At 39.7% G+C, this 21,243-nt stretch carries 18 protein-coding genes; 13 read left to right on the plus strand and 5 right to left on the minus strand.

The genetic code is table 11. The annotated features are described in order from the left end of the window. Positions 1-8: 8 nt before the first annotated feature. The 10 genes from rlmN to I9192_RS02940 all read left to right on the plus strand — a co-directional run bounded on the left by rlmN (position 9) and on the right by I9192_RS02940 (position 11,094). Complete coding sequence (gene rlmN / locus I9192_RS02895; protein WP_005033888.1) at positions 9-1,259, plus strand: 23S rRNA (adenine(2503)-C(2))-methyltransferase RlmN; 1,251 nt, start codon at positions 9-11, stop codon at positions 1,257-1,259. Positions 1,260-1,318: 59 nt separating this feature from the next. Continuing rightward, positions 1,319-2,122 (plus strand): type IV pilus biogenesis/stability protein PilW, encoded by an 804-nt coding sequence (gene pilW / locus I9192_RS02900; RefSeq protein WP_004825013.1) that lies wholly within the window; start codon positions 1,319-1,321, stop codon positions 2,120-2,122. Next, positions 2,113-2,901 carry a helix-turn-helix domain-containing protein gene (locus tag I9192_RS02905; RefSeq protein WP_004825011.1) on the plus strand — a complete coding sequence of 263 codons (789 nt, stop codon included), beginning with the start codon at positions 2,113-2,115 and terminating at the stop codon, positions 2,899-2,901. The genes pilW and I9192_RS02905 overlap by 10 nt, the downstream gene beginning before the upstream one ends. Positions 2,902-2,922: 21 nt before the next feature. Then, positions 2,923-4,038 carry a flavodoxin-dependent (E)-4-hydroxy-3-methylbut-2-enyl-diphosphate synthase gene (gene ispG, locus I9192_RS02910; RefSeq protein ID WP_004825009.1) on the plus strand — a complete coding sequence of 372 codons (1,116 nt, stop codon included), beginning with the start codon at positions 2,923-2,925 and terminating at the stop codon, positions 4,036-4,038. Further along, on the plus strand, positions 4,035-5,330 hold the full coding sequence (gene hisS, locus I9192_RS02915) for a histidine--tRNA ligase (protein WP_005033885.1): 1,296 nt from the start codon (positions 4,035-4,037) through the stop codon (positions 5,328-5,330). Before ispG ends, hisS begins: the two co-directional genes overlap by 4 nt. A 30-nt stretch (positions 5,331-5,360) precedes the next feature. Next, complete coding sequence (locus I9192_RS02920; RefSeq protein ID WP_004825005.1) at positions 5,361-6,062, plus strand: YfgM family protein; 702 nt, start codon at positions 5,361-5,363, stop codon at positions 6,060-6,062. Continuing rightward, positions 6,062-7,210: an outer membrane protein assembly factor BamB gene (gene bamB, locus I9192_RS02925; RefSeq protein WP_200150095.1), complete on the plus strand. Its 1,149-nt coding sequence runs from the start codon at positions 6,062-6,064 to the stop codon at positions 7,208-7,210. Before I9192_RS02920 ends, bamB begins: the two co-directional genes overlap by 1 nt. A 184-nt stretch (positions 7,211-7,394) precedes the next feature. Further along, positions 7,395-8,804: a ribosome biogenesis GTPase Der gene (der, locus tag I9192_RS02930; protein WP_004825001.1), complete on the plus strand. Its 1,410-nt coding sequence runs from the start codon at positions 7,395-7,397 to the stop codon at positions 8,802-8,804. 83 nt (positions 8,805-8,887) lie between these two features. Continuing rightward, positions 8,888-9,535 carry a 4'-phosphopantetheinyl transferase family protein gene (locus tag I9192_RS02935; protein WP_005033881.1) on the plus strand — a complete coding sequence of 216 codons (648 nt, stop codon included), beginning with the start codon at positions 8,888-8,890 and terminating at the stop codon, positions 9,533-9,535. Positions 9,536-9,870: 335 nt separating this feature from the next. Beyond that, the gene (locus I9192_RS02940; protein WP_200150096.1) at positions 9,871-11,094 is read left to right on the plus strand and encodes an ammonium transporter; all 1,224 of its coding nucleotides are present in this window, start codon (positions 9,871-9,873) and stop codon (positions 11,092-11,094) included. A 516-nt stretch (positions 11,095-11,610) separates the two neighbouring features. Here I9192_RS02940 and rsfS read toward each other — a convergent pair. The 5 genes from rsfS to I9192_RS02965 all read right to left on the minus strand — a co-directional run bounded on the left by rsfS (position 11,611) and on the right by I9192_RS02965 (position 17,727). Then, positions 11,611-12,012 carry a ribosome silencing factor gene (gene rsfS / locus I9192_RS02945; RefSeq protein WP_009584388.1) on the minus strand — a complete coding sequence of 134 codons (402 nt, stop codon included), beginning with the start codon at positions 12,010-12,012 and terminating at the stop codon, positions 11,611-11,613. Between the two features lie 101 nt (positions 12,013-12,113). Further along, positions 12,114-12,908 carry a hydroxypyruvate isomerase family protein gene (locus I9192_RS02950; protein WP_005033875.1) on the minus strand — a complete coding sequence of 265 codons (795 nt, stop codon included), beginning with the start codon at positions 12,906-12,908 and terminating at the stop codon, positions 12,114-12,116. 97 nt (positions 12,909-13,005) lie between these two features. Further along, positions 13,006-13,875: an NAD(P)-dependent oxidoreductase gene (locus I9192_RS02955; protein WP_005033872.1), complete on the minus strand. Its 870-nt coding sequence runs from the start codon at positions 13,873-13,875 to the stop codon at positions 13,006-13,008. Between the two features lie 38 nt (positions 13,876-13,913). Next, positions 13,914-14,702, minus strand: a complete 789-nt coding sequence (locus I9192_RS02960; protein WP_005033870.1) for a crotonase/enoyl-CoA hydratase family protein — start codon at positions 14,700-14,702, stop codon at positions 13,914-13,916. A gap of 220 nt (positions 14,703-14,922) precedes the next feature. Next, positions 14,923-17,727, minus strand: coding sequence for a GacS-like sensor histidine kinase (locus I9192_RS02965; protein WP_200150097.1), 2,805 nt, complete (start codon positions 17,725-17,727; stop codon positions 14,923-14,925). Between the two features lie 314 nt (positions 17,728-18,041). Here I9192_RS02965 and cysM point away from each other — a divergent pair, with 314 nt between their 5' ends. Genes cysM through rlmD form a run of 3 tightly spaced genes read left to right on the plus strand, consistent with a single transcriptional unit; the run spans position 18,042 to position 21,243 of the window. Then, positions 18,042-18,962, plus strand: a complete 921-nt coding sequence (gene cysM, locus I9192_RS02970) for a cysteine synthase CysM (protein ID WP_004824991.1) — start codon at positions 18,042-18,044, stop codon at positions 18,960-18,962. Positions 18,963-19,018: 56 nt separating this feature from the next. Continuing rightward, positions 19,019-19,840, plus strand: a complete 822-nt coding sequence (locus tag I9192_RS02975) for a 3'-5' exonuclease (protein WP_005033866.1) — start codon at positions 19,019-19,021, stop codon at positions 19,838-19,840. Positions 19,841-19,848: 8 nt separating this feature from the next. Continuing rightward, entirely contained in the window at positions 19,849-21,243 is a 1,395-nt protein-coding gene (gene rlmD, locus I9192_RS02980; protein WP_005033864.1) for a 23S rRNA (uracil(1939)-C(5))-methyltransferase RlmD, read from the plus strand.

Consider the following 21,243-nt stretch of genomic DNA (forward strand, 5'->3'; position numbering starts at 1 on the left):
TAATCCCCATGAGTTCTGAAGTTGTCGCTTCATCGTTAAATTTAGATGAACAGCAGCCTGCATCGTCACATACAGTACAGGCTGACCGTGTTCAGTCTGCACATGCACAGAAAGTGAATTTACTTGGCATGTCACGTCCGCAATTGGAAAAATTCTTCGAAGAAATGGGGGAGAAAAAATTCCGTGCTGGGCAAGTAATGAAATGGATTCATCAGTTTTTTGTCACTGATTTTGCTGAAATGACCAATATTTCAGGCAAACTTCGAGAAAAATTAGAACGAATTTGCGAAATTAAGGCACCAGAGGTTGTTCATCGCAACTATTCAAAAGACGGCACACGTAAATGGGTTTTCCGTGTGGGCGATGGTGCAGGTTCACTGGTAGAAACCGTGTTGATTCCTGCTGAGGATAAGACGGGGTCACGTAAAACCTTATGTATTTCTTCACAAGTCGGCTGTGCGCTTGACTGTTCATTCTGTTCAACAGGTAAGCAGGGTTTTCAGCGTGATTTATTGCCAGATGAAATCATTGGGCAATTGTGGATGGCGAACTATTCTTATATGGAAGATGTACCAGTCGCAGAGCGCGAACGTTCTGTGACCAATGTGGTTATGATGGGAATGGGCGAACCACTGTTGAACTATGATGCAGTTTTGAGTTCGATGAATATCATGCTGGATGATTTTGCTTATGGAATGTCAAAACGCCGTGTCACATTATCGACATCAGGTGTTGTTCCGAAAATTGACCAATTGGCACAAGATATTGACGTTGCTTTGGCGATTTCCTTACACGCGCCAAATGATGAATTGCGTAATGAATTGGTACCAATCAATAAGAAATATCCTTTGGCTCAATTGATTGCTGCATGTCAGCGTTATATTGCCAAAGATGGTAATGAAAGTTCACGCAAGCATGTGACGATTGAATATGTGATGTTGGATGGTGTGAACGATCAACCTGAACATGCACAACAAATGATTAAATTGCTGAAAAACTTACCAAGCAAAATTAATTTAATCCCATTTAACCCATTTCCACATGCGCCTTATGGGCGTTCAAGCCGAAATCGAATTATTTCTTTCCAAAAAACTTTGTCTGATGCAGGTTTTGTGTGTACGATTCGTCAGACACGTGGTGATGATATTGATGCGGCTTGTGGACAATTGGTGGGGCAGGTTGCAGACCGTACACGTCGTGCTGAACAGTGGAAAAAGAAAGTGGCTGAACGTGGTGAAATTATACGTTCACAAGGTTAAAGATCTGTAGACATAGATTTATATCAACAATGAATCAGGGGCTGACTTTGAGAAAATCGATGTATCAAAAAGCAGTTGTAATATTGGCAATTGGTTTATCTGCATTGGTGGTACAGGGTTGTCAAACGACAAACTCAGACACAATTATAAAAAAAGATCCTGAGAAAGCCGTCAAAGTTCGTACCCAGTTAGCTGCGGAGTATATTCGATCAGGCGATCTGGATGCAGCCAAACGTGCACTTGATCAAGCCCTTGAAACAGATTCACGAGATTCTGCTGCCAATATGATGATGGGAGTTTTACTACAACAAGAAGGTAGTAAGATCAGCATGGAAAAAGCGGATGGTTACTTTAAGCGTGCAATTTCCAGTGATTCGAAAAATGCGCAGGCTCGTAATAATTATGGAACATATTTATTTGTTAGCGAGCGTTATAATGATGCGATTGAGCAGTTGAGTATTGCAGGCGCATCTCTTGGATACGACCAGCGTTATAAGGCTTTAGAAAATTTGGGGCGGGTATATTTAAAAGTTGGTGATACAGCAAATGCCGAAAAAGCATTCAAAAATGCCCTACAAGTCAATCGCGATTCGATCATTTCTTTGGTAGAGTTGTCAGAGATTTTCTATTTGCAACAAAAAAATGCGCAAGCAAGTCAACTCTATGAACAATATGTTCGTTTAGTAGGTCAGGACAAACAGGGCGCAAGAGCACTCTGGATTGGTTTACGTATTGCACGTGCCAATAATGACCAGATGGGAATGCAAGTACTGGTGAACCAGTTGCGGGCATTATTCCCTGACAGTAAAGAATATCAACGTTATCTGCAATTACAGTACAGTACTGAGGCCGTATGGAAGTAAATCCTAATTCACAGCAACCTACAGGTTCAAACGTAGCATCTAATGGCTTAGGAAATGTTCAACGTCCAGGTGAGTACTTGCGTCAAATTCGAGTCTCGAAGAACCTAGACATTCAAGATGTTGCAAAAGAGCTGAAAATGCCTGTAAAAACCTTACAAGCATTAGAGCAAGATGAATATAAATCTTTGCCAGAAGCGACTTTTATTAAAGGCTATTATCGTTCATATGCGAAGTTTTTGGGTGTTGATGCAACTGTCATCATTCAACGTTTTGATGAAATTTATCAAAATGATACAGGGCTTTTGCCGAACCATGCATTGAACAATTCTCCGATCAAGATCATGGGTAAGCTTCCGGGTTCAAACAGCGATCGTAATAAAAAATGGTTGAAGCGTGCTTTGATTGCCATTGTTGCGATTGCCGTGATTTGGGCTTTGATCGCAGGAATTCAAAAGTTTACATCTAGTAAAAGCAATGACACTGATGCTAAACCACAAGAGTCTGAAGTAGAGGTATTGAACTTAAACAATGCAACTGCGACTTCTGGTGACCAAATGGTGTTGAATTTTAGCCATCCAACTTCTGTGCATATTGTGGACAGCACAGGGAAAGTTTTGGCAACTGGTCGTCAATCTGCGACATTGACACTGAGTGGTCAGTCACCATTCCAAATTCGACTCGATGATGCAACTGCTGTGTCATTAAGCCTTAATAATGAACAGATTTCATTGTCTCCATATACAGTGAACGGAAAAGCAGAATTCCGTTTGTCACGTTAATGGGCAAGAGTAGATAAGATCATGATTGAGAATCCAATCAAGCGTCGTCCAACACGTAAAATACGTGTGGGTTCGGTGTATGTCGGTGGTGATGCCCCGATCAGTATTCAAAGTATGACCAATACTGAAACATGCGATGTTGATGCAACGGTTGCGCAGATTCAACGCTGTGCAGATGTGGGCGCTGATATCATGCGTGTTTCAGTACCAACGATGGAAGCTGCCGAAGCTTTTGGTGAAATTCGTAAGCGTGTTACCGTTCCTTTGGTGGCGGACATTCATTTCGATTATAAGATTGCTTTGAAAGTCGCTGATATGGGTGCAGATTGTTTGCGTATCAATCCTGGTAATATTGGTTCTGAAGCCAAAATTCGTGAGGTTGTGGCTGCCGCACGTCATCACGATATTTCGATGCGTATTGGGGTCAATGCTGGATCTTTAGAGAAAGATATTCAAAAGAAATATGGTGAACCGACAGGACAAGCTTTGCTTGAGTCTGCGATGCGTCATATTGATATTTTGGATCGCTTGGATTTTCATGAGTTTAAAGTGTCGGTAAAAGCGTCAAATGTATTTTTGACAATGGATGCTTATCGTTTATTATCTGCACAGATTGATAACCCACTGCATTTGGGTGTGACTGAAGCAGGGGTATATCGTACAGGTTCTGTGAAATCTGCGATTGCTTTAGGTGGTTTGTTGATGGAAGGCATTGGTGACACCATGCGTATTTCATTGGCAGCAGAGCCTGAAGAAGAAGTTAAAATTGGTTTTGATATTTTAAAATCATTGAGTCTTCGTTCAAATGGGATCAATTTTATTGCCTGTCCAAGTTGTTCACGTCAAGAGTTTAACGTGATTAAGGTCATGCAAGCTCTTGAAGAACGTTTGGAAGATATTCGTACACCGATGGATGTATCTGTCATTGGGTGTAAAGTCAATGGTCCGGGTGAAGCCAAAGAAGCTGATATTGGTATTGTCGGTGCAAGTCCTCGCTCACTCGTGTATCGTAATGGCGAAAAGAGTCATTTAATAGATACAAATCAGTTGGTTGATGAAATCGAAACGATGGTTCGTCAACGTGTTCAAGAGCTTGAAAAAGCTAAAGCTAAAGAGATTATCCGTAGTTCATCATGAGTTCAATTGTCGCAATTAAAGGTTTTAACGATGTTCTTCCAACGCAAACTGCTGCATGGAGACGTCTTGAGCAACATTTAGCATCAATTATGGATGCTTATGGTTATCAGCAAATCCGTTTGCCGATCGTTGAACATACCCATTTGTTTAAACGTTCAATTGGTGATGCAACTGACATCGTTGAAAAGGAAATGTATACATTTCTGGATAAAGGTAATCCACCTGAATCTTTAACATTGCGTCCAGAAGGGACTGCGGGTTGTGTGCGTGCGATGTTGGAGCATAACTTGTTGCGTGGTGCGAATCCACGTGTTTGGTATGTGGGGCCAATGTTCCGTTATGAGAAACCTCAAAAAGGACGCTATCGCCAATTCCACCAATTTGGTGTTGAAACTTTTGGTGTGGCAACGCCAGATCAAGATGCTGAACTGATTCTCATGACTGCACGTTTGTGGAAGCGCATGGGGGTTGCAGATAAAGTTCAACTTGAGTTGAATACTTTGGGTGAATCTGATGAGCGTGCCGAGTATCGTGCAGCATTGGTTGAGTTTTTGACAGCTCATCAAGCGGACTTGGATGAAGATTCACAACGCCGTTTGACAACTAATCCTTTACGTATCTTAGATTCAAAAGATGCGCGTACCCAACAAATTCTTGAAAATGCGCCAAAGTTGCATGATTTCTTGAAAGAAGACAGTTTGAATCATTTTGCCCAGTTACAACAGTATTTAACGGATGCTGGAATTAGTTTTGTGATCAATCAAAAACTGGTACGTGGTTTAGATTATTACAATAAAACAGTATTTGAGTGGACCACAACGCATTTGGGTTCTCAAGGAACTGTCTGCGCAGGTGGTCGTTACGATGGTTTGGTTGGGCAGCTTAAAGGTAAGCCGGATCAATCTGTGCCAGCTGTAGGTTTCGCCATGGGGATGGAACGTTTATTGTTGTTGCTTGAGCAAGTTGAAGACAATACTCCAACGCGTGAGTGTGAGCTGTTTTTGCTTTCTGACCCGGCGACACAAGGGCAGGCTCTGGTTCTGGCTGAGCAAATGCGAGATCAAATCGAAACGGCAAACAGTGCAATCCGTTTAAAAACAGGTTCACAAGGTTCTATGAAGAGTCAAATGAAGAAAGCAGACCAGTCTGGTGCGATCTATGCATTGATCTTTGGTGAACGTGAAGCTGAAGCACAGCAAGTTTTAGTTAAAGAACTTGCTACAGCTGAACAACATGAAATTCAGGTGTCTGAAATAGTACCGTTTTTCATTGAAAAACTTTCGTCAAAATAAGCCGATAATCATAAGGAAAAGGGGAGTCAAATGAGCGCAATGACTGATGAAGAACAACTGGATAGTGTGAAGTCATTCTTTAAAAAATATGGCTCGGCTATGGTCACTGGTGTGCTCATTGCATTGATTGCCTTTTTCGGTTGGGAATATTGGCAAAAGAAAACTTTGGCTGAAAATCAAAACCAAACAGCTAAAATTCAACAATTGATGGATGAGGCAAGAGCAGCCAATGGTGATGCTAAAGTCACGGCTGCATTGGTGTCATCCGCAGATAAAATTGTGAAAGACAATCCAGATTCAGTGCAGGCGATTCAGGCTCAAATTATCATGGCAAAACTTGCTTATGATAAAAATGATTATGCCTTGGCTGAACGTGAGTTGAAAAAAGTCGAAAATTCTAAAATTAAAGATGCTGGTTTGTTACAAGTTGTAAAAATCAAATTGGCTGATGCGCAATTGGCGCAAAAAAAGTTTGATGATGCTTTAAAAACCTTGTCAGCTGTGAATGATCCTGCATTTCAAGCCAGTGCTGATGAGATGAAAGGCGACATTTATGTAGCAAAAAATGATACTGAAAATGCCAAAAAATCGTATCAAGCAGCATGGAATGCAGTTGTTGAGCGTAAGCAAGAACGACAAATTTTACAAATTAAACTCGAAAGTGTTGGCGTATTAGTAGAAGATCCTGATCTTGAGCGCCCAATTTTAGCAACACAAGTGGATGAGTCTTAATGGATAGAAACTTTAAAATACCTTTTGCTTTAGCAATCTTATCAATCGCTTTAATCGGCTGTTCAAGCAATAAGACGAAAGAAGTTAAGATTAAGCCGAATCCACTCCCTAAAGTTGCACAAGCATCAAGCTTGGTTCAAGTTTTTTCGACCAGTGTTTCGTCGACCAGCAGTGAAGATGCACTGCGTCTTCGTTTGGATACGGACAATGGTGTCGTATTTGCTTTAGATCCAAAAGGTGAGGTGTCAGCCTATAAAGGTAAACAACGCCTATGGGAAGCTAAAGTGACCAAAGAAGGTCTAAGCTCAGGTGTTGAAGCTGCTGACGGTGTGGTGATTGTGGGCAATCAAAAAGGGCGCATCTTTGCTTTAGATCAAGCTACGGGTGCAACCAAATGGTCTACACAGTTATCGGGCGCAATCATTAGTTCAGCATTGATCCAATCTGGTCGAGTAATTGTGGTTGCAAATGATGGCACTGTCTATGCGTTAGATGTTGAGTCAGGTCAACAAGCTTGGACCTACAAATTACCAAATGCTTCGTTGAGCTTACGTGGTCAGGCTGCCCCAGTAAGTTTGGATCCGCGTACAGTGCTTATAGGAACATCTACAGGCTACCTTTTTGTAATTGATAGTCTTGCAGGTGTGCCTCGCTTACAACGTCGCGTTGCCGTTTCAGAAGGGCGTTCGGATATTCAACGTTTAATTGATGTTGATAGTGAACCTGTGGTTTCTGGGCAGTATGTCGTAACAACAAGTTTTCAAGGGCAAGTTACTGTGCTTGATTTAGCGACACAACGTATTTTGTGGAGTGAAAATTCAAGCAGTATCAATCGTCCAGAAGTGACAGATGGTAAAGTCATCGTGTCACAAACAGACGGTCAAATTATTGCGTATGATTTGATTACTGGGCAAGAAATCTGGAAAAATGAGCAATTGCTAAATCGTAACCTGAGTAATCCTGTACTACTCGGCTCAAATCTTGTCGTTGGTGATCTTGATGGTTACTTGCATCAAATTGATCTCAACAGTGGAACTACACTGGGGCGCGCTAAAACCAGTGGTGAAGTCCGTACTTTAAGAGTGATCGATAATCAGCTCTATGTTTCGACACGTAAAGGTGCTTTAAGTATTTGGCAAAGTCGTTAACTGATTAGGATTCTCTATTTTTTTAGTCTTGTGCTAAAATAGAGCCATCCGTAAGAATTTCATGCACGGGGTGATTGCAAATCAATACCCCGTGTTTTTATTTTAGGTTTTTCCTACTTTTCTTCCTATACATTTCTGATGTTCAGACCAGTCATACTGGCTGATCTTGAATAAAGGTTATTTTATGAAACCCGTAATTGCGCTCATTGGTCGTCCAAACGTCGGCAAATCAACGTTATTCAACCAGATTACCAAGAGCCGTGATGCACTTGTTGCTGACTTTGCAGGTCTAACCCGTGACCGCAAATATGGTGATGCAACTTATCAAAATAAATCTTTCATTGTTGTCGATACTGGGGGTATTGGTGAAAATGAAGGCGGTATCGATTCATATATGGCAGAACAATCAAAAACTGCGATAAATGAAGCGGATATTATTATTTTTGTCGTGGATGCGCGCGCAGGTTTATTGGCTTCAGATGAGCAGATTGCACGCGAGTTACGTACGCTTGGCAAAAAAGTGTATTTGGTTGCCAATAAAGTCGATGGTGTCCATGCGGAAGCTGCTTTAGTTGAATTCTATAAGTTGGGCATGGGCGAGCCTTTGCAAGTGGCTGCAAGTCATGGGCGTGGTGTTCAACAAATGCTTGAAGACGTCTTGACGGATATTCCTGAAGATGAAAATGAAGATGAGCATGATCAAGCCACAGGTTTACGCTTAGCAATTATTGGTCGCCCAAATGTGGGTAAATCAACACTGGTCAACCGTTTATTGGGTGAAGAGCGTGTGGTGGCTTTTGACCAACCAGGTACAACGCGAGATTCAATCTATATTCCTTTTGAACGTGATGGGCGCAAATATACCTTGATTGATACGGCAGGGGTGCGCCGTAAAGGTAAAGTAGATGAAATGATTGAGAAATTCTCAGTTGTGAAAACGCTACAAGCCATGAAAGATGCACATGTTGTTGTGGTGGTGGTTGATGCGCGTGAAGGGATTGTTGAACAAGATTTGCATTTAATTGGTTATGCACTTGAAGCTGGTCGTGCGATGGTAATTGCCATTAATAAATGGGATAACATGACCGAATATGACCGGAAACAATGTAAATTAGATGTTGAACGTCGTTTTGATTTTATTCCTTGGGCAAAAATCCATTTAATTTCTGCTTTGCATGGCACAGGTGTGGGGGAGCTTTATCCATCTATCCATCGTGCTTATGATTCTTCTCATTTGAAAGTCTCACCTGCAAAATTGACTCAAATTTTGAATGATGCGACTGATGCACATCAACCACCAATGATTAGTGGTAAACGCATTAAAATGCGTTATGCGCATATGGGTGGGCAAAATCCACCAACGATTGTGATTCACGGTAACAAAGTGGATAAGACACCAGCAGATTATCGCCGTTATCTTGAAAATGTTTTCCGTAAAGTCTATAAGCTTGAAGGAACACCTGTTCGTATTGACTTTAAAACTTCAGAAAACCCATTCGAAGGGCGTAAAACCCAAGTGGATGAACGTACAGCAGCACGTCGCCGTCGTTATATTCAAAAGTTTAAAAAGGCTGAGAAAAAATTTAGCCGTTAATACAGTCCTCTATGTTGATAAAAACCCAAAGTGATCTTTGGGTTTTTTTGATTTAAACTAAGAAAAAATCTTTGGAATATATTGTGAATCGTACTATTCGGCTTGACCTTAATTCTATTCAAAATATTCTTCCCACTTTTCAATCAACTGATCGTAAAAGCCAAATTCAAGAACTCAAAAATGCTATTTATGAATACCGTAATCAATTGATCTCTGATTTGTTATGTAAAGAAATCACAAACCCCAGTTTTGCTCAGACTGAATTTGGCAAACCATACTTAATTGATTATCCAAAGTTTCACGTGAATCATTCGCACAGCCAGCAACATTATGCATTGGCAAGTAGCCAACATATGCATGATTTAGGGGTGGATGTCGAAGATTTAGATCGTAAAGTGCGTTTTGAAGCACTGGCAAAACATGCTTTTCATCCTGAAGAATATCAGACTTGGCAGTCGTTAGATTTTGATCCAGTATTTTGGTTTAAAGTCTGGACAACCAAAGAAGCGATTTTAAAAGCTTCGGGCTTGGGGATTCGTTTAAGTTTAAATGAGCTTAATACGCATGTGCATCGTATAAATGATGGGGGATTATGTACTCATCCATTATTAGGCAGTTTTGCCTATCAGAATTTTAATCTCAGTCGGGTCATGCTTACGGTTGCGTGGCGTTCAGAATTATCCTGCAAAGGTTTTGCTTTTCCACAAATTGAAATTATTCAGCATGATTAAAATACGACTCAAAAGCAATGACTCAATTGAATAGTTGAATAAGTGAAATACACCTATTTTCTTGAATATACACTGCATTATAGACAGAAATTTTGATGTTTATTTGTGTGAGTCAAAGGCTGGTTTTTGCAAATCACCAAGCAAATTGAATATTATCAATATCATCTAAAATATATAAAGATCCACAAGTCGATGAGTCGTGATAATTTCTTAAAAAAGAGTTTATTTATTCTGGAAATTCTCTATACTTGATAAATTAAATGAAAAGCAAGTCTCTGAAATATTAATTATTGTGAATTTAGAGTAATAAATGATCAATACATTAGGGTCAATGTGTGCAATTAAAATATCTCCTCAGTTTAATTTTTCTCATATTTGTTTGCCCAAATTTTGCATTTGCTTCCGCGATAGAAAGTGACATTGCTGCTTTTAATCTTATTACAAATTATAAACTTCTATTCCTTGGTGGTGTATTTGTCATCTTGATGCAAGCAGGTTTTGCTGTTGTTGAAGGTGGTTATGAAAATACCCAAAAATCCGTTTATGCACTGATTGTGAATTATATTTCAGCGATTTTAGGCACACTGTTTTTTAGTTTGGTGTGTTCCAAAATATTTCATGCTGATGTGGTGGATTCAGTCAATTATCTTAGTGCCATGTTACGGGGGTGGCATTGGAATCTTTTGTTTTTCTATATGCTGATGGCAACGACGATAACCACTGTCGTTGGAAGGGTTATTCCAAATAGAACTTCTTTATGGGGCAACTGGATTGTCGGCTTTATGATCGCAGGAGTTATTTTTCCATTTTTCAGTAGTTGGGTTTGGGGAAATATTGCTTTTGGTGGTGGTTGGTTAAAAGCCCTAGGTTTTATCGATTTTGCTGGCTCAACTGTAGTACATTCAACTGCGGCATGGATTGTCTTGGCGGGATATTTCACCTCTAAATCAAATGATAAGCAGGAAATTTCTAAGAAAGACTTAATCTTTGAAGATTACAAAATTTTATCCTTGGCTTTGGCGGGTTTTATTCTTTGGTTAGCGTGGTCGGGCTTAAATATTGTTTATATTTCGACATACCGTATTGATATTGGTTTGATTGTCGTCAATGCTTTTGCCGCTTTATTTGGTGCAATGCTGGCTTCTTGGGCTTTAACTTTGTTGATGGATAATAAAATCATTTCATGGGCTGAATTGATCAAAGCTGCATTAGGTGGTTTGGTTGCAATTACCGCCAGTTGTGGTTTGGTGGGCTTTTCATCAGCATTGATTATTGGTTTGGTTTCAGGTGCATTGACAAACTATCTACCTCATTTGTTGACCCGTTGGATCGCTTCAAAACATATTCGCGAAGTTGTCGTGGTACATGGAATATGCGGCATTTGGGGAACTTTGGCAGTATCATTGAGTAACAATCCAAACATTCAACTCACTCATAGAGCCAGCGTACTGGATCAAATTATGGGAATTGGTGTGAATTTTATTTGGAGCTTTGGCGTTGCATTCCTAGTTTTTAAGCTGATTTGTAGCATCAATTCAAGATTTAAAGCTCAGATTTAAGACCCTTATGCTCAAACTGCCTGATGATTGATATGCATGATTTTATTTCAATCATTCATATTCAATCGGCTTTATACTTTTGTAAAGATTGCTAAAATCATAAGTGATTCATTTATTGCGTACTTTTAAATCATTGATAATCTTTCTATGGTGAGGCGACATAGATGTTGTAACGTCAAACAGAGTATATGAACAAAAACAAAGCTTAATTGTGTTTGCTGCTCAACAATGTGGTTAAAAAAAAAAGTAAAGCCAAAAAAGAGTAAAGCAAAAAATGGGTGAAGCAAAGTAAGATATTGCCTAAGCAAATTTATTTAAACTTTAGAGCTAAAGTGTGACAATGAACGCTTTAGATCATTTGATGATAGATTCATTGGATTGATGTGAGAGATCAAGAAAAAATTTATAGTATCTTATGGGGTTTAATAGATCGACTAGCGCTTATTAATGAAGATTATAGATGCAAAAAAAGCGACATAAAGTCGCTTTTTCTATTTTTACAAGTTCAGAAAAAGTTTAGGCTACACTTTCAGGTGTTGCACGCCATAAACTTTCTAAATCGTAAAATTTACGTGCTGTTGGAAGCATTACATGTACAACCACAACACCGAGATCAATAAGGATCCATTCAGCATCTCTTTCACCCTCAACACCAATTGGGCGAAAACCTGCTTTACGTGCTTCGTCAGCAACATTATCAGCAAGGGCTTTAACATGACGAGTTGATGTTCCGCTCGCAATAACAATAGCATCTGCTACGTTACTGATTTTGCTTACATCAAGTTGAATAATATCTTTGGCTTTTACATCAAGTAGAGCTTCTTGTACGACATTTAAACAGGTCTGTACGTCTTGATTTTGAGTGTTCATTGCAAGTTCGTGAGAATTAGAAGCGCTGGGCGATGGTTCTAAATTCATATAAGGTATATTTTCCAGAAAATATCTCATCTTCTAATATAGCGCTTTTGGCTAAAAAATACAATTATTCAGTGCCAATAATGATGCAAGATATTGTTTAATTAATAGCTATGATTGTTTGAAAAGTATTTTTCTTTCCATGCAAAAGATTGATTCGAATGAGATTGTGGCTTGTATTCTGCCGCAATAAAACCTGTGTAATGACTTTGTTTTAACCATGAAAAAATGGATGAATAATCAATCTGTGCAGTGTCTGGTTCATGTCGCCCTGGGCAATCTGCAAATTGAATATGTCCAATCCAGTCAATATTTTCTTGCAAAGCAGGAAGAACATCTTCGCCCATCATCGCCATATGGTAGCAGTCAAACTGCATTTTTAAAGCAGGGTATTGCACTGCCTCAAGCATTTCTTGGGCTTGGGCAATATTCTGTACCAGAAAGCGAGGCATGTCTGTTCCATTGATCATTTCAAAAACTGGTTGAATATCGTATTCAGACAACATATGGCATGCCAGTTTGAGGTTGTTTGCTAAAGTGTTTAAACATGGCAGTAAATCTGCATCTTCAGGTTGTTTACCTGCCAATATATTGATGTTTGGAACATTCAGTGCATCGGCATATTCGAGTGCTTGTTCTAAAGCTTGGTGAAACTCAAGTTCTTTACCGGGTACGCCTGCAAGTCCATTACCGCCTTGCATCAAATCTCCGGCAGGTGCGTTGATGAGACAGATATGCAAATCATATTGTTCCAATTGTGCTTGAATTTCTTCAATACTCAATTCATAGGGAAATTGAATTTCTACATGTTGAAAGCCGTGGCAATGTGCCAAAGCAAAGCGTTCAATGAGTGGAACTTCAGTAAAAATCATCGATAGGTTTACTGCGAGTTTAGTCATGGCAATCTTCCGTGCTCTTCTTGGCTTTTATCTTCAATGTAGACGGCAATAGATTATTTTTCAACTTATTTCTGTATGAAGTAAAGCGCCTATATGCCTAAATTTTCTCGACTTGGTGAATGACTGTAGCAAGATCTGCTTCTGCAAAACCCCGGCTTTGGTGGCTGTGCAACTGGTCTAAGGCGCGTTGAGCAACAGGAATGTCTAAACCAAATTGTTGGGCTAATTGAACGGCATTATTGAGATCTTTGGATAAGGTTTGCACTTTCCATTGTACGGGTTCAAAGGTATGACTCGCCATACGTGGCGCAAGAATTTGAAAGGGTTTAGAGTCTGCAAATCCACCGGCTAATGCAGGTGCAAGCAGAGTAGTATCAACACCCGCCTGACCAGCAAGTGCAACGGCTTCCGCAATCAGTGTACTGTTTGCAGCAACGATCAATTGATTACATATTTTGGTTGCTTGTCCTGTGCCCGTTTCCCCCATGCAAGTCACTCTTTGCGAAAGAACGTTATAAACCAAACTCAAGTCTTGGATGGTTTCGCGATGCCCCCCTGCGAAAATCACCAACGTACCATTTTCTGCACCTGCCGTACCACCCGAAACAGGTGAGTCAATCCAAATCACCTGTTTGTTTGCTGCCTGACTTGCAAGTTGTTTGGTGACTACCACAGATAAACTTGAAAAATCCACAATAACTTGTTGAGCGCGTAAGTAAGGTTCAATGTGTTGGTAAACCTGTTGAACGGCTTGGTCATCCGCGAGGCAGGTCAAAATAATGGGGTAGTCTGCAATTTGACCGAACTCTAGAGTATGCGCACCCATATCAATCAGGGGTTCACATGCTGTTGCTGTGCGATTCCATACTGCCACATCAAATCCAGCCTGAATTAATCGAGCTGCCATGCGACTTCCCATCAAGCCCATACCAAGAAATGCAATTTTACTGTTACGATCAAAATTCATCTTATTGTTCCCAAGCCTTGTACAGAAATGTTTTTAAACTATTTATATTGGCGTGGTAAGAATTGTACTTCAGGATTCTTGTCTTTTTTACGCGCAATTTGACTGTTTTTTCCTAGAAGTAATTTTAACTGCCAAATCTTTTCTAAACGTAGCGCTTTTTTAGGCTGGTGCTCCATGGCATCTAAAACACGTTTGGCAGCCATCAAAGCATCAGGAGAGCGTTGTAACATTTCTTCAGCAATGGCTTGGGCTTTTTCTAAGGGTGAGGTGCTTAGATGCGTAACCAAACCAATTTCTTTGGCATAATGTCCATCAAAAATACGTGCAGTCAGTGTAAGCTCTTTGGCTAAATCGATGCCGATTACGCCTTTGATAGAACGTGTAAGCCCCATATCTGGTACAAGCCCCCAACGACTTTCCATGATTGACATTTTAGTCTCTGGATGCGCAATACGAATATCAGCAGCTAAAGCCAGTTGCATTCCCGCACCAAAGCAAAATCCTTCAATGGCGGCGATGACAGGAACAGGCAATTCTTGCCAAATTAGGAATGCTTTTTGGAACAGGCTTTGCCCCGGTTTAATCAATTCCCAAGCTGCAAATGCAGTATTTTTAGGACTATTTAAATCAGCTAAATCAATCCCTGCACTAAATACATTGGCTGCGCCTGTCAAAATCACTACTCGAATGCTGCGATCTTTTTTAATTTTCTCTGCGACTTTGACGAGTTCACGCAGTAAAGCAAAGCTCATGGCGTTGCGTTTATCTGGGCGATTTAATGTAACTGTTGCGATACCATTGTTTTTTTCTATATGTAATAGTGCCATGATCTTGACTCATTTTTCCTTGGTCATCAGCATAGCATGTGGATGGAAGAGTTACATGACAGTACAGTCACAGAAAGTTAAAGCGGAAGTCAATGCTGAATTCTAAGCTTGATTAAGCATCATTTAGATGAACGATATATCTCTACATTTATTCGGCATTAGAAATTCGATAGCAGATGATTTATAGCTACTTGGTAATCATGGGCGACTGATATAGAAATTAATTTACTAAGATTTGCTGCGCCGCAGTTTCGACTTCATGAATCACCAATTGCAAATCATCCAAACGTTGCATCACATCCTGAATGAATGCCTCATCTGCCTTCCGACGTTCTTTGCGTAAGGTTGAGATAAATTGTTCAAAATCACCTGTAACTCTCTGCAATTTTGGTGTGCCAACATAACGGGTCGCACCATATAAACGATGTAATACATGTTCAAGCTGAGGGAAGTCCTCAAGCTCGATCAGCTGTGAAATTTCATCCAGTTCAGTTGGGAAACTGTCGACCAGCATTTTTAAAAGATCTTGTGCAAGATCCTCTTTGTTGGCTGCGAGGGCAAGACTTTGTTTCCAATCGAGAATATCGGTGTCAAATGCCTCAATATAAATTGTATTTTCAACAGGTGTTTGATGTTGGATAAACTTATCCGATGTCCAGTTGGTGAGGATTTGAATAATTTGTTCGATTTGAATCGGTTTGGTGACATAGTCATCCATGCCAACTTTAAGTAATTTCTGTTTTTCATCTGCCAATGCATGGGCAGTTAAGGCAATAATTGGCATGCGCATGCCATCTAAAGTCGATTCTAATGATCGGATCGCTCGTGTGGTATCAATGCCTGACATGACAGGCATTTGAATGTCCATAAAGATTAAATCGAATGGTTTTGAACCTTGTTCAACAGCTTGTTGAATAATGGTGAGCGCTTCTTGACCACTTTGTGCCTTGGTGGTTTTTACATTCAATTCACCAAGTAGTGCTTCCAGTACAATTAAGTTCGGTAAATGATCATCAACTGCCAAGATATGTAAATCTTGACCTTTAAAGTCTTTATGTTGTTCCTGCTCAAAGATCGGTTTATTGCTGAGTAATTGAATCACTGAGCTACGACTAAGAGGTTGATACAATGGACGCGCCATATATTCGTTTAACATATTAGGATCAAGTGACATCTGATAACCATAAACAGCCAGATGTCCTTGATAGCGACCACGAATTTCTTTTAATAAGGCTTCTGTATCGCCACTGTGATCAACGATTAACCACGTATTTTCAATATTTTTTTCCAAGCTATTTAGACGGCTGAACAAATCTAAAATTGATTGTGCCTCAGTGTGCTGAACTTGATAATTTTCTAAATAGTGTCGTAAAACATTGGCTGTGGCGGGGTGTGCCAAGAAGGACACCACATTTAAATCTTTAAAGGATGGATGGATAATCTCTTCATTTTCATTGGTCGTCAACATCGCGGTAAACCAGAATGTTGAGCCTTTTTCTGTAGGCGCACGCTCTTGATTATCTTCAAAACCAATCTGACCATGCATCAAGTGAACCAATTGTTTAGAAATTGCCAACCCTAAACCTGTACCACCAAACTGACGAGTAACAGATGTATCACCTTGCGAGAATGATTCAAATAGTTTTTTACGGTCTGTACCACTCAGCCCAATACCACTGTCTTGTACGCTGAAATGTAATAAGCATTGCCCAATATCATCATGTTCCATACGCGCACGAACAATAATTTCACCATCAGGAGTAAATTTAATCGCATTGGAAATTAAATTGGTCAGGACTTGCTTAAAGCGTAAAGCATCACCAATCACATGTTTTGGCACGTTATCGGCAAAATAGAATGCCATTTCAATATGTTTTTGCGCGGCTAATGGCGACAACATATCCATCACATCGAAAATCGCTTCTTCAAGATCGAATGGTGCTGTTTCTAACTCTAATTTACCCGCATCAATTTTAGAAAAATCGAGCACATCATTAATCAATGCCAATAAATGTGCAGAAGATTTTCGAATGGTTTGTAAATACAAACTTTGATCATTGCTCAGATTATCCTGACGTAGCATCAGATGAATGAAACCGTCAATACTGTTCAATGGTGTTCTTAATTCATGGCTGATGTTTGCAAGAAATACGGATTTTGCCTGATTTGAAGAAATTGCCTGATCACGTGCTTGTTTATAAGTGATGTTTTGAACTTCTAAGGTGTCTAAAGTACGTCTTAAATCATCTTCTGTTTGTTCAGTATGTTCTTTAAGTTCTAGAAAGCTGAAATGCAGGCGTTTAACCACATTGGCAATGTCACGTTGTAACAAACGTAACTCACCTGTACTGTTAATCACCATGTGTTGATCAAGAGTATCGGCATTTAAACGTTGTAATTGCATCCGAATTTCGTACATCGGGGCGATCCAGCGACGTGAATAAAAATTCAAACACAATAAAAGCAAAAGCAATGTCAGTAGCGCAGTCGTAATCAAAACAATCATGACGCGATAATGTGAGATTTCTAAAGGTTGATTATCTAATTCAATCACTAACCACATATTTTGCACATTATTGATTGGATTGAGTTTGATTCCATAAATATTGTTGTACTTATTATGAATAGGTCCAAAAAATGTTCCTGTTTTAGGTATTTTGGGCCATTCACGCTGATTTTGATAACCGACACTTAAATGATTGACATTGTTTCCATCTAAGATTGCCGCACTGAGCAAATGTTTTTCATTAAATATTTTTTGTAGAATATTTTCAGCTTTGGTGTGCTGTAGTGGACTTTTCTCCATCACTGCGGTGAGTTGTTCCGCGGTGTATTGATAACGGCTCAATATTGCAATGGCTTGAAAGCGTTGTTTAGACTTTGCAGCTGCAGATGTTTCGGAAAGTACAAGCGCTGTTCCGACACATGCCAAAATCATGATCGGCACGAAAATTAACGCGATGAGTTGACCATAAGCGTGATTGAGTTTTAAACGTTTAAAGAGCTTTTTATTGAAATTCGACATGGTTCCAGCAACTCATTGACCATGCGCAAGATATTAACATGCTTTAATGATCCTGCATGACAATATGATTAAAAATCTTGCAAATTACGTTCCAGCTATGCTGTTTTAGAGATAACCTTATCACTTCTAATTCTAAGTCTTGATGTTTTTTTTATATCTATCTAATTTTATTAGATAAACAAATTTTTTCTTGGTTTTAACTGAATTGTTTAGAATGGGGTTTGTTTGATCATTCTCGTAAAAATCAAATGGAAAGATGTGCAGTGACATTTATTTTTTCATACAATATGCCCACCTCAATATAGGTGCAGTCCATGAGTAACACACAACCTGATTTCTTAGCCGACGAATTTTTGTTAGATCACTATGTTGGGAAAACACCATTAGTACGTCTACAGCGTTTGGCAAGTCATACTCAAGCAACAGTATTGGCTAAACTGGAAGGGAATAACCCTGCAGGTTCGGTAAAAGATCGCCCAGCATATAACATGATTATGAAAGCTGAACAACGTGGTCAAATCAAACCAGGCGATACGTTGATCGAAGCGACAAGCGGAAATACAGGGATTGCATTGGCAATGGTGGCTGCCATGCGTGGTTATAAAATGAAGTTAATCATGCCGGGGAATTCAAGTCAGGAACGTAAGGACGCAATGCGTGCTTATGGTGCAGAATTGATTGAAGCACCGAATATGGAAGCTGCACGAGATATGGCTCTACAAATGCAAACTGAAGGTTTGGGTTTGGTTCTCAATCAATTTGGTAATCCTGATAATGTCGAAGCGCATTATCTGACCACCGGTCCCGAAATTTGGCAACAAACAGGCGGCAAAATTACCCATTTCGTGAGTTCTATGGGAACTACAGGCACGATTATGGGTATTTCAAAATATTTAAAAGAACAAAATCCAGAGATTCAAATTATTGGTTTGCAGCCTTCTGAAGGTTCAAATATTGCAGGGATTCGTCGTTGGCCTCAAGAATATTTACCGACGATTTTTGATCCAAAGCGTGTTGATCAAATTATGGATATTCCGCAAATTGAAGCGGAAAAAACGGCTCGCCGTTTAGCACGTCAGGAAGGTATTAGCGCAGGAACATCTTCTGGTGGGGCAGTGTGGGCTTCAGTAAAAATTGCAGAAGAAAATCCAGATGCGGTGATTGTATGTATCGTGTGTGATCGTGGTGATCGTTATTTATCTACAGGTTTATTCTCTGTTGAAGATGATGAATAATGGTTTTAAGTCGATCCATGATTTCATGATCACTAGAGAGTAATTGAGTAAGTTATATGCGTCTTCCTGTTTTAGTTTTTGATATTGAAACCCTAACAGATCTCAAATCTGGGGCGCATTTGTATGGATTGGACTTAGCTGAAGATGATTTAGAGCAAGCACTTGCCAAGTTACGCCGTCAAGAATCTGGTATGGATTTTCAACGTTTGGCTTTGCATGAAATTGTCTGCATTTCAGGTTTATGGATTGATGAAAATGGGGCGATGAAGCTCTTTTCATTTAGCCGAGAACATTATACCGAAGCCGAAATTTTACAAAAATTTTTATCTATTTTTGATAAGCGTCATCCGACTTTGGTGAGTTGGAATGGCTCACAGTTTGATTTACCTGTGATTTTATTCCGTTCGATGTATCACGGATTATCTGCACCAAGTTTGTTCGATCAAGGTGAGATTGACACGCAAAAAAGGTATAATAACTACCAGAATCGATACCACAACCGTCATGTTGATTTAATGGATGTGATGGCGATGTTTAATGGGCGTCATTTTCAGAAATTGGATGATGTTGCGCATTTGCTAGGTTATCCCGGCAAACGTGGTATCTCAGGTTATTTTGTCCCTGAATATGTGAAGACCCAGCAATGGCTAAAATTGACCAGTTATTGCGAGGGTGATGTTTTAAATACCTGGTTGATTTATTTGCGTTGGTCCTTGTTAAAAGGACAGATCACTTTGCAAGATCACCGTTTGTGGGTTCAAGCTTCGATTCATTATTTACAAGGACAACCTCAGCAACATGAGTTTTTAAATGTTTGGCGTGAAATGTCACAACTTACTGAATTTACTCAGGCAGATTTTTCCTCCACACCCAATTAGGTATTCCTTTGAAGCATAGAGCCAAACCTCGACCATCTCAACTTCCTCAATATGTTTTTAAAGTTGAACGATTGTCACATGAGGGGCGAGGGATTGCACATTACGGGACTGAGTTTTCCCATCCAACGGAAAAACAAGGTAAAAAAGTTTTTATTCGCTACGCATTGCCTGGTGAAACCGTTAAAGCTCAAATCACACGTCAGGTTTCAAAACTTGAAGAAGCTGACAGTATTGAATTACTGAGTGAGCCAAACCATTATCGTATTGAACCCATTTGTCCGCATTTCGGGACTTGTGGTGGATGTAATATGCAACACATTCATCCTGATGAGCAAATTCGCTTAAAACAGGATGTGTTAAAATCCCATCTCAGTCATTTTGCAGGTTTAGAACCAGCGCAATGGTTGTCACCACTGCGCTCTACACGTGTCGATTATCGTCATAAAGCACGGATTGGTGTACGGTTTTTGCCCAAACAAAATAAATTATTGATGGGCTTTCGGGAAGCTCAAAGCAACCATCTCACTGAAATCCAGACCTGTAAAATCTTAGACCTTCAACTGGATCAAGCCTTACCTGAAATTAAGGCATTACTCGAAAGTCTAAAAGGCAAAAGCAGTATTGGTCATATAGAATTAGCCAAAGGGGATTGTGAAATTTCTTTACTGGTTCGCCATACTGAAAAATTAAAACAGCATGATGTCAACCTATTGCAACAATATGCGTTACAGAAGCAATGGCAGTTGTATTTGCAACCTGCAGGGGTTGAAAGTGTCCATCGGGTCGATGATGTTGATGCAGCGATGTATTTACATTATCGCTTAAATGATTTTGATGTTGATTTTGCGTTTAATCCTACCGATTTTACCCAAGTCAATCCGACAGTAAATCCGCAAATGGTCAAACTGGCATGTGATTTGCTTGAGTTAAAGCAAGGTGAAAAAGTTTTAGATCTTTTTTGTGGATTAGGTAATTTTTCTCTTCCGCTTGCAAAATGTGTGGGTGACACAGGCAAAGTTGTTGCGGTGGAGGGAAGTGAGGCGATGGTGACGCGTGGTACAGAAAACGCACTGAACAATCGTATCAGCAATGTTAAATTCTATTCACAAGATTTAACAAAAGACTTTTCGCATTATTCTTGGGCAAATCAAGGATTTGATGCATTATTGATTGACCCACCTCGTGCGGGAGCTGAGCAGGTTATGCATTATCTCCCTAAATTTGGTGCGAAAAGAATCGTTTATGTATCGTGTAATCCAGCGACTTTAGCGAGGGATGCAGGGATTTTGGTGCAACACGGTTATCAGCTAAAAAAGGCAGGTGTAATGGACATGTTTACACATACTGGACATGTTGAATCCATCGCTTTATTTGAAAAGAAACTAGAGATAAACGATTTATAA

The organism is Acinetobacter bereziniae (assembly GCF_016576965.1).
Taxonomy (GTDB): domain Bacteria; phylum Pseudomonadota; class Gammaproteobacteria; order Pseudomonadales; family Moraxellaceae; genus Acinetobacter; species Acinetobacter bereziniae.